The 13273-nt window shown below is 70.2% G+C and carries 15 protein-coding genes; 5 read left to right on the forward strand and 10 right to left on the reverse strand.

Translation table 11 applies throughout. From position 1 onward, the window contains the following. Positions 1 to 56: 56 nt before the first annotated feature. The 7 genes from QSJ33_RS01810 to QSJ33_RS01840 all read right to left on the reverse strand — a co-directional run bounded on the left by QSJ33_RS01810 (position 57) and on the right by QSJ33_RS01840 (position 6413). The gene (locus QSJ33_RS01810; RefSeq protein ID WP_285722442.1) at positions 57 to 1187 is read right to left on the reverse strand and encodes an ABC transporter permease; all 1131 of its coding nucleotides are present in this window, start codon (positions 1185 to 1187) and stop codon (positions 57 to 59) included. Between the two features lie 11 nt (positions 1188 to 1198). After that, the gene (locus tag QSJ33_RS01815; RefSeq protein WP_285722443.1) at positions 1199 to 2359 is read right to left on the reverse strand and encodes an ABC transporter permease; all 1161 of its coding nucleotides are present in this window, start codon (positions 2357 to 2359) and stop codon (positions 1199 to 1201) included. Beyond that, a complete protein-coding gene (locus tag QSJ33_RS01820; RefSeq protein ID WP_285722444.1) occupies positions 2356 to 3333 on the reverse strand; it encodes an ABC transporter ATP-binding protein in 978 nt (325 codons plus the stop codon). The genes QSJ33_RS01815 and QSJ33_RS01820 overlap by 4 nt, the downstream gene beginning before the upstream one ends. Continuing rightward, a complete protein-coding gene (locus QSJ33_RS01825) occupies positions 3330 to 4250 on the reverse strand; it encodes an ABC transporter ATP-binding protein (protein WP_285722445.1) in 921 nt (306 codons plus the stop codon). The genes QSJ33_RS01820 and QSJ33_RS01825 overlap by 4 nt, the downstream gene beginning before the upstream one ends. Then, complete coding sequence (locus QSJ33_RS01830) at positions 4250 to 5242, reverse strand: HlyD family secretion protein (protein WP_285722446.1); 993 nt, start codon at positions 5240 to 5242, stop codon at positions 4250 to 4252. The genes QSJ33_RS01825 and QSJ33_RS01830 overlap by 1 nt, the downstream gene beginning before the upstream one ends. Positions 5243 to 5307: 65 nt before the next feature. After that, the gene (locus tag QSJ33_RS01835; RefSeq protein ID WP_285722448.1) at positions 5308 to 5991 is read right to left on the reverse strand and encodes a TetR/AcrR family transcriptional regulator; all 684 of its coding nucleotides are present in this window, start codon (positions 5989 to 5991) and stop codon (positions 5308 to 5310) included. 137 nt (positions 5992 to 6128) lie between these two features. Continuing rightward, entirely contained in the window at positions 6129 to 6413 is a 285-nt protein-coding gene (locus QSJ33_RS01840) for a DNA-directed RNA polymerase subunit omega (RefSeq protein WP_285722449.1), read from the reverse strand. A gap of 85 nt (positions 6414 to 6498) precedes the next feature. Here QSJ33_RS01840 and QSJ33_RS01845 point away from each other — a divergent pair, with 85 nt between their 5' ends. Next, the gene (locus QSJ33_RS01845; RefSeq protein ID WP_285722450.1) at positions 6499 to 6969 is read left to right on the forward strand and encodes a DinB family protein; all 471 of its coding nucleotides are present in this window, start codon (positions 6499 to 6501) and stop codon (positions 6967 to 6969) included. Then, a complete protein-coding gene (coaBC, locus tag QSJ33_RS01850; protein ID WP_285722452.1) occupies positions 6969 to 8159 on the forward strand; it encodes a bifunctional phosphopantothenoylcysteine decarboxylase/phosphopantothenate--cysteine ligase CoaBC in 1191 nt (396 codons plus the stop codon). Before QSJ33_RS01845 ends, coaBC begins: the two co-directional genes overlap by 1 nt. On the opposite strand, the gene QSJ33_RS01855 is transcribed toward coaBC, so the two are convergent. Beyond that, a complete protein-coding gene (locus QSJ33_RS01855; protein ID WP_285722454.1) occupies positions 8156 to 9295 on the reverse strand; it encodes a 5-(carboxyamino)imidazole ribonucleotide synthase in 1140 nt (379 codons plus the stop codon). The genes coaBC and QSJ33_RS01855 overlap by 4 nt on opposite strands. 39 nt (positions 9296 to 9334) lie before the next feature. Between QSJ33_RS01855 and QSJ33_RS01860 the strand changes: the two genes are divergently transcribed. Continuing rightward, entirely contained in the window at positions 9335 to 9820 is a 486-nt protein-coding gene (locus tag QSJ33_RS01860; RefSeq protein ID WP_285722456.1) for a MogA/MoaB family molybdenum cofactor biosynthesis protein, read from the forward strand. Further along, the gene (locus tag QSJ33_RS01865; RefSeq protein ID WP_285722458.1) at positions 9817 to 10041 is read left to right on the forward strand and encodes a hypothetical protein; all 225 of its coding nucleotides are present in this window, start codon (positions 9817 to 9819) and stop codon (positions 10039 to 10041) included. The genes QSJ33_RS01860 and QSJ33_RS01865 overlap by 4 nt, the downstream gene beginning before the upstream one ends. Here QSJ33_RS01865 and QSJ33_RS01870 read toward each other — a convergent pair. Continuing rightward, complete coding sequence (locus QSJ33_RS01870) at positions 10011 to 10763, reverse strand: hypothetical protein (protein WP_285722460.1); 753 nt, start codon at positions 10761 to 10763, stop codon at positions 10011 to 10013. The genes QSJ33_RS01865 and QSJ33_RS01870 overlap by 31 nt on opposite strands. Before the next feature lie 44 nt (positions 10764 to 10807). Between QSJ33_RS01870 and QSJ33_RS01875 the strand changes: the two genes are divergently transcribed. Then, the gene (locus tag QSJ33_RS01875) at positions 10808 to 11320 is read left to right on the forward strand and encodes a YqgE/AlgH family protein (RefSeq protein WP_285722462.1); all 513 of its coding nucleotides are present in this window, start codon (positions 10808 to 10810) and stop codon (positions 11318 to 11320) included. A 10-nt stretch (positions 11321 to 11330) separates the two neighbouring features. Here the strand turns inward: QSJ33_RS01875 and QSJ33_RS01880 are convergent, their stop codons facing one another. After that, positions 11331 to 13169: an acyl-CoA dehydrogenase family protein gene (locus QSJ33_RS01880; RefSeq protein WP_285722463.1), complete on the reverse strand. Its 1839-nt coding sequence runs from the start codon at positions 13167 to 13169 to the stop codon at positions 11331 to 11333. Positions 13170 to 13273 lie beyond the last annotated feature (104 nt).

Below are 13273 nucleotides of genomic sequence, written 5' to 3' on the forward strand. Positions count from 1 at the left end.
ACTCCATTGTAGCGACAGGCAGGGCCGGCCTGCAGGGGCAGTCCGGGGCCGGCGCCTCAGGACATGGTCTTCCTGAACCTGCCGGCGGCGAGGAGCAGCATGGCGCTCCCGAGCAGGGTGAGGGCCAGCATCTGGGGCCAGAGGACCTGGAGGCCGAGCCCCTTCAGGAACACGCCCCGGATGATCACGAGGTAGTACCGCAGGGGATTCAGGTAGGTGAGGGCCTGCACGACCAGGGGCATGTTGGCGATGGGATAGACGAAGCCGGAGAGCATGAAGGCGGGGAGCATGAAGAAGAACGCCGTCATCATGGCCTGCTGCTGGGTGGCGCTCACGGTGGAGATGAAGAGGCCCACGCCGAGGGTGCTCAGGAGATACAAGGCCGTGCCGAGGAACAGGATCGGCGGGAAGCCGAGCATGGGCACCCGAAACCAGAAGACGGTGATGAGGGCGATGAGGGCGACGTCGACGAAGCCGATGACCGCGAAGGGGATGGTCTTGCCCAGGATGAATTCCAGCCGTCCGATGGGCGTGACCATGATCTGCTCCATGGTGCCGATCTCCCGCTCCCGCACGATCGACATGCTGGAGAGGATGACCGTGATCACGGCCACGAGCATGGCCAGGACCCCCGGCACGAAGTAGTGGCGGCTGTCGAGGTTGGCGTTGAACCAGGCGCGGGACACGAGCCCGACGGGTTCGGCCTCCAGACGCACACCGGCGGTCCGGGAGAAGCGCTGCGCCAGGATCGAACGGTTGAAGTCGGCGGAGAGGTTGGCGGCGTAGCTCAGCGCGACGCTGGCGGTGTTGGAGTCCGAGCCGTCCAGGAGGAACTGGGCCCTGGCGCTTCCGGCCCCGGCCAGGGTCTCGGCGAAGCCCCGGTTGAGCCGCAGCACGGCCTTGGCCTCTCCCGTATCGAGCACCTCCCGGATCTCCGCCTCCGAGGCGATCCGGCGTACGACGTCGAAGCAGCCCGATCCTTCGAACCAGGAGATCAGGTCCCGGCTGGCGGGGGTGCGGTCGAGGTCGTAGACGGCCATGGGCACGTGGCGCACGTCGGTGCTTACCGCATAGCCGATGATGATGACCTGGGCCACGGGCATCACGAACAGCACGGCCCGCATCCTCGGGTTCCTGAGGACCTGGATGAATTCCTTGACGAGCATGCGGACGAGGCGTTCGAGCATGGGATCCCTTCTCAATCCAGCCGTTTCCGGAAGCTGTGGATGGCGGCCAGGAGCATCAGGGCGCCGAAGAGCACCATCAGCAGGCACTCGGGCCACAACTGGGCGAGGCCGGTGCCCTTGAGGTAGAGGCCCCGGAGGAAGGCCACGAAGTACCGGGCGGGGATGAGGTAGGTCAGCACCTGGAGGGCCTTCGGCATGTTGCGGATGTCGAACATGAAGCCCGACAGCAGGAAGGCCGGGAGGAACGTGGCCACGAAGGCGAACTGGCTGGCCAGGAGCTGCGTCTTGGCCTTGGCGCTGATGAGGATGCCCAGCGAGAGCGCCCCCACCAGGTAGATGGCGGACACCAGGAATAGGAGGACCAGGCTGCCCCGGATGGGAACGCCGAACAGGAAGCGGCCGGCGAGCACCGAAAGCAGCATGTCGAGCATGCCGATGGTGAAGTAGGGCACGAGCTTGCCCAGGATCAGCTCGGTCCCGCGGAGGGGGGTGGAGACGAGCTGCTCCATGGTGCCGGTCTCCCACTCCCGCGCCACGGTGAGGGAGGTGAGCAGGGCGGTGATGAGCATCATGATCACGGCGATGAGCCCCGGGACGATGAAAATCCGGGATTCCATGTCGGTGTTGAACCAGGACCGGAAGCGCAGGTCGAGGGGCAGGGCGGGTGGCCGTCCCGTCAGGCGCCGGATCCGCTCCACCAGGATCTCCTGGGAATAGCCCCGCACCACGGATTCGGCATAGGAGAGGGCGAGGGTGGTGGTGTTGGCATCGCTCCCGTCCGCCAGCACCTGCACGGCGGTCGTCCGGCCCGAGGCCACCCGCCGCCCGAATTCGACGGGAATCACCACCGCCATCATCGTCCGCCCCCCGGCCAGGGATGCCTCCACCTCCCGGTAGGAATCCGGCCTCGCCACCAGGGAGAAGTAGCGCGAGCCCTCGAAGCGGCTCACCAGCTCGCGGCTCTGGGGCGTGCGGCTCTGGTCCCAGACCGCCAGGGGGACCCGGTCCAGGTCCATGGTCAGGGCGTACCCGAAGATCAGGAGCATGATCATGGGGAGCACGATGGCGATGCCCAGGGCGCGGGGATCGCGCAGGACGTGGATGAATTCCTTCCGCGCCACGGCAGCGAGGCGGCGGGGGCGGAAGGCCGTCGTGGATCGTGCGCCGCTCAAACCTTGAACTCCTTCTGGGCGCCTTCGGCCCGGTCCCGGGCCTCGATGAGCGAGACGAAGACGTCCTCCAGGGAGGGGGTGATCCGTGCCACCGTGCCGACCTGGAATCCCGCCTCCTCGAGGGTCCGGCGGAGGCGGGGGGCCAGGGCCTCGGCGTCCCCGGTCATGAGGTGGATGTCCCGTCCGAAGAGGGCCGCATCCCGGACCCCCGCCACGGCTGCGGCCACGCCCAGGGCCTCGTGGGACCGGTCGGTGGTGACGCAGAGCACCTGGTCCGCCATGAGGCTGTCCTTCATCTCGGCCGGGGTCCCCAGGGCGACCAGTTCGCCCCGGTAGATGAGGGCCAGGCGGTCGCAGTACTCGGCCTCCTCCATGTAGTGCGTGGTGACGAAGACCGTGACGCCCTCGCTCGCCATCCGGTAGATGAGGTCCCAGAAGGCGCGCCGGGTCAGGGGATCCACGCCCGAGGTGGGCTCGTCCAGGAAGAGCATCCGGGGCTCGTGGAGCAGGGCGCAACCCAGGGACAGGCGCTGCTTCCAGCCGGCGGGCAGCAGGCCCGTCCGGGTGCGGCGGTGGTCCTGGAGATTGGCCATGTCCAGCACCCAGGCCTTCCGCGCCTCCTTCCGAGCCCTGGGGACGCTGTAGATGCCGCTGAAGAAGTCGATGTTCTCCTCCACCGTGAGGTCGTCGTAGAGGCTGAACTTCTGGCTCATGTACCCGATGTGCCGCTTGATCTCCTCGCGCTGGGTGCGGATGTCGAGACCGGCCACCGTGCCCTGGCCCCCGGTCGGCTCCAGGAGGCCGCAGAGCATGCGGATGGTGGTGGACTTGCCCGCCCCGTTCGGGCCCAGGAAGCCGAAGATCTCCCCCTGGCGCACCTCCAGGCTGATGCGGTTGACGGCCACGAACTCCCCGAACTTCCGCTCGAGATCCCGGAGCGTGACCGCGCTGGTTCCGGCCGAGGGGAGGCTCATGCGTCCCCCCCGGGCAGGGTCGAGGTGAAGACGTCCTCGAGGGTGGGCTCGATCGCCGCCAGGCTGTGGCAGGAGATGCCCTCCGCCCTCAGGGCGCCTTCGATGGCGGTGCGCCCGCGATCCGGATCCCCGGCCAGGACGTGGATCCGGTCCCCGAAGAGGGCCACCCGGCCGAGGTCCGCACTCCGCAGGATCCCCGCCGCCCGGCGGGGGGTGTCGCAGCGGACTTCCAGGAGGGTTCCCTCCAGCAGGCCCTTCACGCCGTCCACGGTGTCGCAGGCCAGGAGCCGGCCCTGGTGGAGCAGCCCGATCCGGTTGCAGCGTTCCGCCTCGTCCAGGTAGGCCGTGGAGACGAAGATGGTCACGCGCTCCTGCTGGAGCTGGTAGAGGATGCGCCAGAAGTCCCGGCGGGAGACGGGGTCGACCCCGTTGGTGGGCTCGTCCAGGAAGAGCACCCGGGGCGTGTGGACGAGGGCGCAGGCCAGGCCGAGCTTCTGCTTCATGCCCCCGCTGAGGTTGCCGGCGAGGCGGCGCTTGAAGGGCGCGAGGTTGCTGAAGGCGAGGAGCCGGTCGACGCGCGCCCCCCGGCCGGAGGTGGGCACCTCGTAGAGATCCGCGTAGAAATCGAGGTTCTCCAGCACGGTGAGGTCCGGATACAGGCCGAAACGCTGGGACATGTACCCGATGCGTTCCTTGATGGGCTCGGCTTCCCTCACGACGTGGAGGCCGTCGACCCAGGCTTCCCCGGAGCTGGGGGCGAGGATGCCCGTGAGCAGGCGCATGGTCGTGGTCTTGCCGGCTCCGTCGGGTCCCACCAGGCCGAAGATCTCCCCCTCCGCCACGGAGAGGGTCAGCTGGTCCAGGGCCACCTGCTCCCCGAACCGGCGCGTCAGCGCGAGGGTCCGGATGGTGTCCATCAGCGCCCGTCCAGCTGGATGTCGGCATCCACAGGCATGCCGGGCTTGAGTTCCATGGCCGGGTTGGGGATGTCGATCTTGATGCGGTAGACGAGCTTGGTGCGCTCCTTCCGGGTCTGCACGACCTTCGGGGTGAATTCGGCCTCGGAGGCGATGAACGCCACGCGGCCCTCGTAGCGTTTCCCGGGGAAGGAATCCGTGGTGACGAAGGCCTTCTGGCCCACCTTCACCCGGCCCAGGTCCGCCTCCTCCACGAAGGCGCGCATCCAGACCTGGCGGAGATCCGCCATCGTCACCACGGGGGTGCCGGGCGAGACGTATTCCATCGGCTCGATGTTCTTCGAGAGGATCACCCCCGCGCTGGGGGCCTTGAGCGTGGCGTAGCCGAGCTGGGTCTCGGCCAGGGCGAGGGCCTGCTGGGACTCCTCGTAGCGGGCCCGGGCCTGATCGATGTCTTCCTTCCGGGGGCCCTTGCGGACGAGGAGGTACTGCTGGTCCGCCTGCTGGACCTTCCCGCGGGCCGCCTCGAGCGCAGCCCGGCTGGCCTCGTAGTCCCGCACCGACAGGATGCCCTGCCGCTGGAGGTCGCGGATGCGCGCCTCGTCGGGCTCCAGCCGCCTCAGGTCCGCCGTGGCCTGGTCCAGGGCGGCCCGGGAGGCTGCGATCTCCTCCTTGCGGGATCCGGCCAGCATCGCGTCGAGGGCGGCCCGGGCCGTGGCGGCCTCCGCCCGGCGCATGGCCGCCTGCTGCTCCAGGTCCCGGGCGTCCAGCCGGGCCAGGAGCTGGCCGGCCTCGACGGTCTGACCCTCGTCCACCGGACGCTCGAGGACCTTCCCCGCCACGCGGAAGCTGGCCTCCACCTGGACCACTTCGATGTTGCCGGAGAGATTGAGGCTGGCGTCCCGGTGATCCCGGCAGGAGAGGGCCAGGACCACCAGCGCGCCGACGGGGAGGACCAGGGCGAGCGGAAGGGGCGATGGGGCTCGTTTCATGGACGGAACTCCTTGGATTCACGCGGGCAGGCCGTGGGGAGGGAACGGATCGCCGGGGAAGGCCCTCAGGCGCCGAAGTCGGGCAGGGGGGGGCAGGGCGCGGCCGGATCGGCAGCGATGCCGCGCCAGTAGAGCTGGAGCCAGACCCGCTCCGCGGTCTGGATGGCGGGCTTCTCGGCAAGCCCGTGGACCTGGGGCACGATGACCGGCAGGAGGTCGAGGATCTCCAGGTGCATGCGCACGAGGAAGAAGGTGGCCAGGAAGGGGGGCAGGTCGGTGCGGACCTCCCCCCGGGCCGTGCCCTGCTCGAGCAGGGCCCTCACCTGCTGGGCGGCCCGGCCCACGAAGGTCTGGATCTGCTCCTGGATGCCTTCCGTGCCCCGGACGATCTCGCCCCGGATGAGGCTGCGGAAGCCGGAATCCCGGCTCAGGATGCGGTGGAAGGCGCCCATGACCTCCCAGAGGCGGAGAGGCGTGGGGCGCTCATCCGCGGGATCCGCGATCCGCTTCAGGGCCTCCACGAGGGGCGGGATCCGACGGTCCAGCAGGGCCGTGAACATGGCCTCCTTGCTGGCGAAGTGGTAGTAGATCAGCGCCGGATCGCAGCCAGCCTGCCGGGCGATGGCCCGCAGGCTGGCGGCCCGGAGGCCCTCCCGGGAGAAGACCTCCTGGGCGGCGTCCAGCAGCTGGTCCGCATCCACCCGGTGGGGCTTCGGACCTCGGGGGCGGGCGGCAGGGGGTTGGGGCATGGGGCACCTAATTCAACGACTGTTGAATCATGGGGAGATTTCCGGCCCGAGACAAGGGGGTATTTCATCATGCGTGGAAATAAGGGATGGACGCGAAAAAGGCCCCCGAAGGGGCCGATCTCGGCGTTCCAGGCGGGTTACTCGCTGGAGATGGGGGCCTCGGTGGTGTAGTCGAGGGTGATGATCTCGGGTTCCTCGAAGGCGATGCGGTTCTCCTCGACTTCGGCCATGGCCACCTGGCCCCAGAAGGAGGCGAGCTTGGGGGCGTCCTGGGCCTGGCCGTGCTTGTTCACGGGAACCACGACCTCCACCTTGGGGAAGGCGCCGCGCTGGAGCTGCTCGCAGCGCTTGCCGGCCACCACGACGAAGCGGTACTTGTTGGCGATCTCTTCCGGGACGCGGACGATGGTGCGCTGGCTCATGGACACTCCGAACCAGGAAGCATAACACCGGAACGGCGTTGGAACAATCGGCTTGGCGTTAGGATGGGGGCTTCCGGGAGGATCCATGGAACGGGGCAAGCTCTGGCGCGGGGCCTTCGCAGGCAACCTCCGGCTCCTGGAACTCAACAGCGCCGGCCTCACGGCCGAGCTGGCGGACCGCCGGCCGGCCTCCGGCGTGAATTCGGCCGCGTGGATCGTGGGCCACGTGACGGGCACCCGGCGGCGGATCGTCCGGATGCTCGGCGGGGCGGTACCCGAGGATCCGGCTTGGGAGCAGCACTACGCCCGCGGCGGGCCGGGCCATCCGGCCCACCTGCCCTGGGCGGACCTGCTGGCTGCCTTCGCGGCCACGGACGCGATGCTGAAGGAGGCCTTGCTGGGCGTGGCGGACTGGGACCGGCCCACGGTGAACCCCGCCATCGGGACGGAACAGGCCCTGGAGCAGGTGCTGGCGTTCCTCTACATGCACGAGTGCTACCACCTGGGGCAGATCGGCGTCGTCCGCAAGCTCCACGGCCTGCCGGGAGCCCTCTGATGCGCATCATCCTCGGGATCACCGGCGGTGTCGCCGCCTACAAGGCCGCGGAGCTGGCGCGGCTCCTGGCCAAGCGGGGCCACCGGGTGCGCTGTATCCTCACGGAGGCCGGCTCGCGCTTCATCACGCCCCTGACGCTCGCGAGCCTCACGGGCGAGCCCTGCTACGGCGCCAATCCCGACCAGGAGGAGTGGCGCGCCAATCCGAGCATCGAGCACATCGAGCTGGCCCGCTGGGCGGACCTGGTGGCCGTGGTGCCCGCCACGGCGAACATCCTCGGCAAGTCCGCCAACGGCCTGGCCACGGACCTGCTCAGCACGGTGCTGCTGGCCACCCGGGCCCCCGTGCTGTGGGCCCCGGCCATGAACACCGGCATGTGGGAGCACCCCGCCGTGCAGGCCAACGTGGCGCGGCTGCGGAGTTTCGGCCACACGATCGTGGATCCCTCGGACGGTGTCCTGGCTTGCGGGGAGGAGGGCGCCGGGAAGCTGGCGGAGGTGGAGGCGATCGCCGAAGCCATCCAGCTGGCGGGGAGCCCCAGGCTGCCGGTCCTGGCGGGCCGCACGGTCCTCATCACCGCCGGCCCGACCCGGGAGGACCTCGATCCGGTCCGCACCCTCACCAACCGCAGCACCGGCGCCATGGGCGTCGAACTGGCGCGGGCCTTCCGGGATGCCGGCGCCCGGGTTCAGCTCGTGCTGGGCGGCGACCTGCCGGCGCCCTGGGGCGTGGAGACGGTGCGCGTCCGCAGCGCCCAGGACATGCTGGCGGCCTGCGAATCCCGCTGGCCCGGGGCCGATGGCCTGGTGGGCGCGGCGGCGGTGGCGGACCAGCGCCCGGAGCGCGCCGCCCCCGAGAAGGTGAAGAAGGGCGAGGGCCCGGAAACCCTGGTGCTCGTCCGCACGCCGGACATCCTGGCCACCCTGTCGGCCTCGAAGCGGGCCGGTCAGTGGATCCTCGGCTTCGCCGCCGAGAGCGAACAGCATCTGACCCATGCCGTCGCCAAGCTGGCGAAGAAGCGACTCGACGCGGTGCTGGTCAACGACGTGCAGGACGGCCGGGCCTTCGGGAACCAGCCCAACACCCTCACGCCCGTCACGTCCGAGGGCCCCCAGCCGGCGTTGGGTCCGCTTCCCAAGGACGAACTCGCCCGGGCCGTCGTGGCCTGGTGGGCGGCGCGGCTGGGCTAGCCCTTCAGCGCCTCACGGGCCGCCACGACCTTGGCCAGGGCGGCCTCGGGGGTGTCGGCCAGGGCGGTGAGGTGGCCCATCTTGCGGCCCGGGCGGGCTTCGGTCTTCCCGTAGAGGTGCAGCTTCACGTCCCGGTGGTCGAGGAGGCGCTCCCAGGCGGGTTCGCCGCCCCTGGGCCAAAGATCCCCCAGGAGGTTGGCCATGGCCGCGGGGCGGAGCAGGGTGGTGTCGCCCAGGGGGAGGCCGCAGACGGCGCGGACCTGCTGCTCGAACTGGCTGGTGGTGCAGGCGTCGATGGTGGCGTGGCCGCTGTTGTGGGGACGCGGGGCCAGTTCGTTCACCAGCAGCTCGCCGCCGGCCTTGAGGAAGAACTCCACGGTGAGCATGCCCACCACGCCCAGGGACTCGGCGATGGCGATGGCCATGGCCTGGGCCCGCTTCGCCACCTCCGCGGGGATGCGGGCCGGGAAGACGGTGGTGTCGAGGATGTGGTTGCGGTGGGCGTTCTCGGCCACCTCCCACACGGCGGTCTCACCCGTGGAGGACCGGGCGCAGACCACGCTGCACTCCAGCTCGAAGGGGACCCAGGCCTCCAGGATGCCCTGCTGGCCGCCCAGGGCGGCGAAGGCCACGGGCACCTGCTCCGGGGCCGTCAGCTTCTGCTGGCCCTTGCCGTCGTAGCCGAAGCTGGCGGTCTTGAGGACGGCGGGCAGGCCCAGGGCCGCCGCGGCCTCGCGGAGGTCCTGCTCGGTGTCGATCTGCCGGAAGGGGGTCACCGGGAAGCCGTGCTCGGCGAGGAACCGCTTCTCCCGCAGCCGGTGCTGGACCGTGTGCAGGACGAAGGCCCCGGGGTGCATGGGCCGGACCTCGGCCACGGCCTCCAGGGTCTCCGCGGGGATGTTCTCGAACTCCACCGTCACCACGTCCACGCCCCGGGCCAGGGCCTGGGCGGCGTAGACATCGTTGTAGGCGGCGCGGATCTCCAGGTCTGCCACCTGGCCCGCCGGGCAGTCCTGGCCCGGATCCAGCGCATGCACCCGGTAGCCCAGGTTGCGGGCCGCCAGGGTGAACATGCGGCCCAGCTGGCCGCCTCCGAGGAGGCCGAGGGCGGAGCCGGGGCGGATGGGCTGGGACATGGAAGCCTCTCGAATCCCCCATTGTGGCATTCTCGTGGCATGGAACGCGTCCATCTCATCACCCTGTCGGACCGGGCCTCCCGGGGCGAGTACCGGGACGAGTCCACGCCGCTGCTGCGGGATTGGCTGCTGGGCCAGGGCGTGCGTCAGGTCACGGCGGACCTGATGCCGGACGATCCCGAGGCCCTGGAGGCCGACCTCCGCAGGGTGGCGGCCGAGGGCGTGCCTCTGGTGCTCACCTGCGGCGGCACGGGCTTCGGCCCCCGGGACACCACGCCCGAGGCCACGCGGCGCGCCATCGAGCGCGAAGCCCCGGGCATCTGCGAGCTCATCCGCGCCAAGGGCGGCCATCCGCTGGCCTTCGCCAGCCGCGCCGTCTGCGGCATCACGGGGCGAACGGTGATCCTGAACCTCTCCGGCCGACCGGCCGCGGCCCTGGAGCAGATCCAGCTGGCCTGGCCGCTGCTTCTCCATGCGGTGTCGGTGCTCCGGAAGGAGGGCGACGCCGGAGGACCCTGCACGTGACCATCTGGGCCCGCATCAACCACGTGGGCTGGGTCCATCTCTGGCGCCGCCGCGAGGACTTCGAGGCCGCCGAGCCCTCGGCCCACTTCTTCAACGGCCGCAGCGATCCGCGGTGGGCGGAAGCGGAGCTGGACCCGGAGCAGCTGCGCCGGCTGGCGACCGGGGAGCTGGTGGAGATCGAGGACCCCGGCTACCTGGACAGCGACTCGGACGAGGCCTGAACGGCGGCCTCCAGGCGATGGAAGAGGGCCAGCAGGCTGGCCGTGAGCCAGAGGTTCAGCAGCCCTCCCGTGAATCCCAGGATCCAGAAGGCGGGATGCTTCAGGCGCAGCCAGGCGTCGGCGCCGGTCTCGGAGGCCAGGGAGGGCACAAAGCGGCCCAGGGCGTAGCCCGAGGCGGCCTGGTAGACCAGCAGCACCAGCACCATGGCGAGCACGGCCTGCACCACGCGGGGCCAGTGGCGGGCCATGGCGGACTGGCTCCAGCGGAAGGCCTCCATGACACGGTCCCCCCGCAGCAAGACCCGCATCGGCGCCCAGCCGAAGAGGGTGAGGAGGAGGATTCCCGGAAGGATGAAGACCACGAGCCCCACCCCGACCACGGCGCTGACCAGCATGCGGACGCCGAAGGTCAGCAGCCAGCGGGCATCGAAGGTCCGGGTCCAGTCCTCCAGCCGGTTCAGGGGGGAATCCAGGCGCTCGGCGTCGAGCCGGGCCTGGAGGCGGGGCAGGAAGTACATCTCCAGGGGGAGGAGGCCCACCGCCCCGAAGAGGGGCTGGAGGAGGGGATCGCGACCCGCCTTGGCCGCCAGCTCGAGGGCCGGTCCCAGCTGGGCCAGCGCCATGGCCAGCACCGCGAGCCCGAGGGTGAGGCCGGGGTGGCGGCGAAGGAGGGCGATCCCTTCGCGGAGGGAGCCAAGGTGGGAAGGCGGTGTCGTGCGCATCCTCCCAGCCTACCCCGGACCACTGAGCTATCATCATCGGCATCATGCGTCCCGATGCCCCCTGCCTCCTGGTGGCCAGCCCCTCGCTCCTGGATCCCAACTTCCTCCACGCCGTGATCCTGCTGGTGGAATACGACGACGAGGGGGCCCTGGGCCTGGTGCTGAACCGGCCGCTGCCGCTCACCCTCGAACAGGTCTGCGAGGAGGGCAGCATGGCCTACCACGGGGCCCCCGAGGCCACGGCCTGGCGGGGCGGGCCCGTGGATCCCCAGCGGGGGATCCTGCTCGTCCAGGGCGGGTTGCCGGAGGACGAGGACACCGTCCTGGATTTCACCCACTTCGTGAGCCACCGCAAGGACCTGCTGGAGGCCCTGCTGGCGGATCCCCGGGCCCGCTACCGGCTCTTCCTGGGCTATGCCGGATGGGGGCCCGGGCAGCTGGACCAGGAGCTGGCCCTGGGTGCCTGGACCACCCGGCCCATCGTCTCCGAATGGCTGCTGCACCCCGACCCCGCCGGCCTGTGGCAGGTGGCCCTGGGCAGCGAAGCCGGGAGCTGAGTCCCAGGCGTCAGGCGAGCTGGGGGAAGGTCGCGTCGAGGGCGCTGCGGTCCTCCGAGAGGATGGTCTCGGCGTAGGCGCCCACCCGCGGCAGCAGGTTGTGGACGAAGAACTGCACGGCGCAGAGCTTGTCGTAGTAGAACCGCTTGGCCGCGTCGGCCTCCGCTGCGAGCTTCCACGCGGCCATGTCCCCGGCCCCGAGCTTCTCCGCCGCCAGGACGGCCTGTTCCAGCAGCAGCGCGGCGCAGGCCACGTCGCCGAAGAGGCGGAGGTAGGGCGTGGAGACGAGGAAGGCGTAGTGCTGGTCGCCCTCCTTCAGGGCCTTGGCCACGCGCAGGGTCGTGGTCACGAGCTGGTCCTTCGCCTGGACGAGCCGCGCCACCCAGGGACCGAGGACCGCATGCCCGGACTGGGCTGCGATCAGGGTCTCCAGATCGGCGAGGTATTCCTTGAACAGCGCGCCGTCCTCCAGCATCAGCTTCCGGCCCACGAGGTCCAGGGCCTGGATGCCGTTGGTGCCCTCGTAGATGGAGGCGATCTTGATGTCGCGGCAGAGCTGCTCGACGGGGTACTCCTGGCAGAAGCCGTAGCCGCCGTGCACCTGGATGGCGTCCTCGGTGACGCGGAAGCCCATGTCGGTGCCGTAGGCCTTGCAGACCGGCGTCAGCAGCTGGCTGCGGCGGTCGTGGCGCCGGCGGGTGGCCTCGTCGGGGTGGTGGTGGGCCAGGTCCACGGACCGGGCGGTGGTGTAGATCAGGGCCCGCATGCCCTCCACCTGGGCCTTCATGCCGAGCAGCATGCGGCGCACGTCGGGATGGCAGATGATGGTCTGGGCCTTGGCGCCGGGTTCGCGGGGGGCGCCCTTCAGGCTCAGCCCCTGCACGCGCTCCTGGGCGTAGGCGAGGGCCTGCAGGTAGGCCTCGCCGGCCACGGCCAGGCCCTGGAGGCCGACCTCCAGCCGCGCCTCGTTCATCATCTGGAACATGTAGACGATGCCCATGTTCTCCTGGCCGATGAGCCAGCCGCGGCAGGCGCCGTTCTCGCCGAAGTTGAGGGTGCAGGTGGGGCTCGCCTTGATCCCCATCTTGTGCTCGATGCCGCCGCAGGTCACGTCGTTGAAGGTGCCGGGCTCACCCTTCTCGTCGGGCACGTACTTGGGCACCAGGAAGAGGGAGATGCCCTTGATGCCCGCCGGCGCGCCCTCGATCCGGGCCAGGACGGGGTGGACGATCTGCTTCGTGAAGTCGTGGTCGCCGGAGGAGATGAAGGTCTTCGTGCCCTCGAGGAGGAAGCTGTCGCCGTCGCGCTTCGCCTTCGTCTTCACGGCCGCCAGGTCCGAGCCGGCCTGGGGCTCCGTGAGACACATGGTCCCGGCCCACTCGCCGGTGTACATCTTCTCGAGGTAGAGCTGCTTCATCCAGTCGGCGCCGTGGCTCTCGATGATGTGGGCCGCGCCGCGGGTGAGCATGGGCGTGAGGGCGAAGGACATGCAGGCGGCCTGGAAGACCTCGGTGCAGGCCGTCCCGAGGAGCTCCGGCACGCCCATGCCGCCCCACTCGGCGCTGTTGGACATGGCCACGAAGCCGTTCTCGACGAAGGTCCGGTAGAACTTGCGCTGGCATTCGGGGACGCTCACCTTGCCCGCCTCGAAGCGGGCGCCCAGGCGGTCGGATTCCGCATTGATCGGCCAGAGCTGCTCCTTGGCCAGGTCGTGGGCGGCGTCGAACATGCTCTGGTAGGTCTCCGCGTCCTGGTCGCGGAAGGCGTCCAGCTCGCAGAGCTCGCCGAGACGCATTTGCTCGAAGAGGACGAAGGCCGCGTCGCGGGTGTCGAATCGGAAATCGACCATGGGTGGCTCCTCCCGGATAGAGATGCGATGACCCGGTCCTTTATGGCGGGGCCTTCCTGAGCCTACGCCAACCGGGGCGGCAGCTGAACGCCTACTGCGGGTCA

Source organism: Geothrix rubra, from assembly GCF_030268065.1.
Lineage (GTDB): Bacteria > Acidobacteriota > Holophagae > Holophagales > Holophagaceae > Geothrix > Geothrix rubra.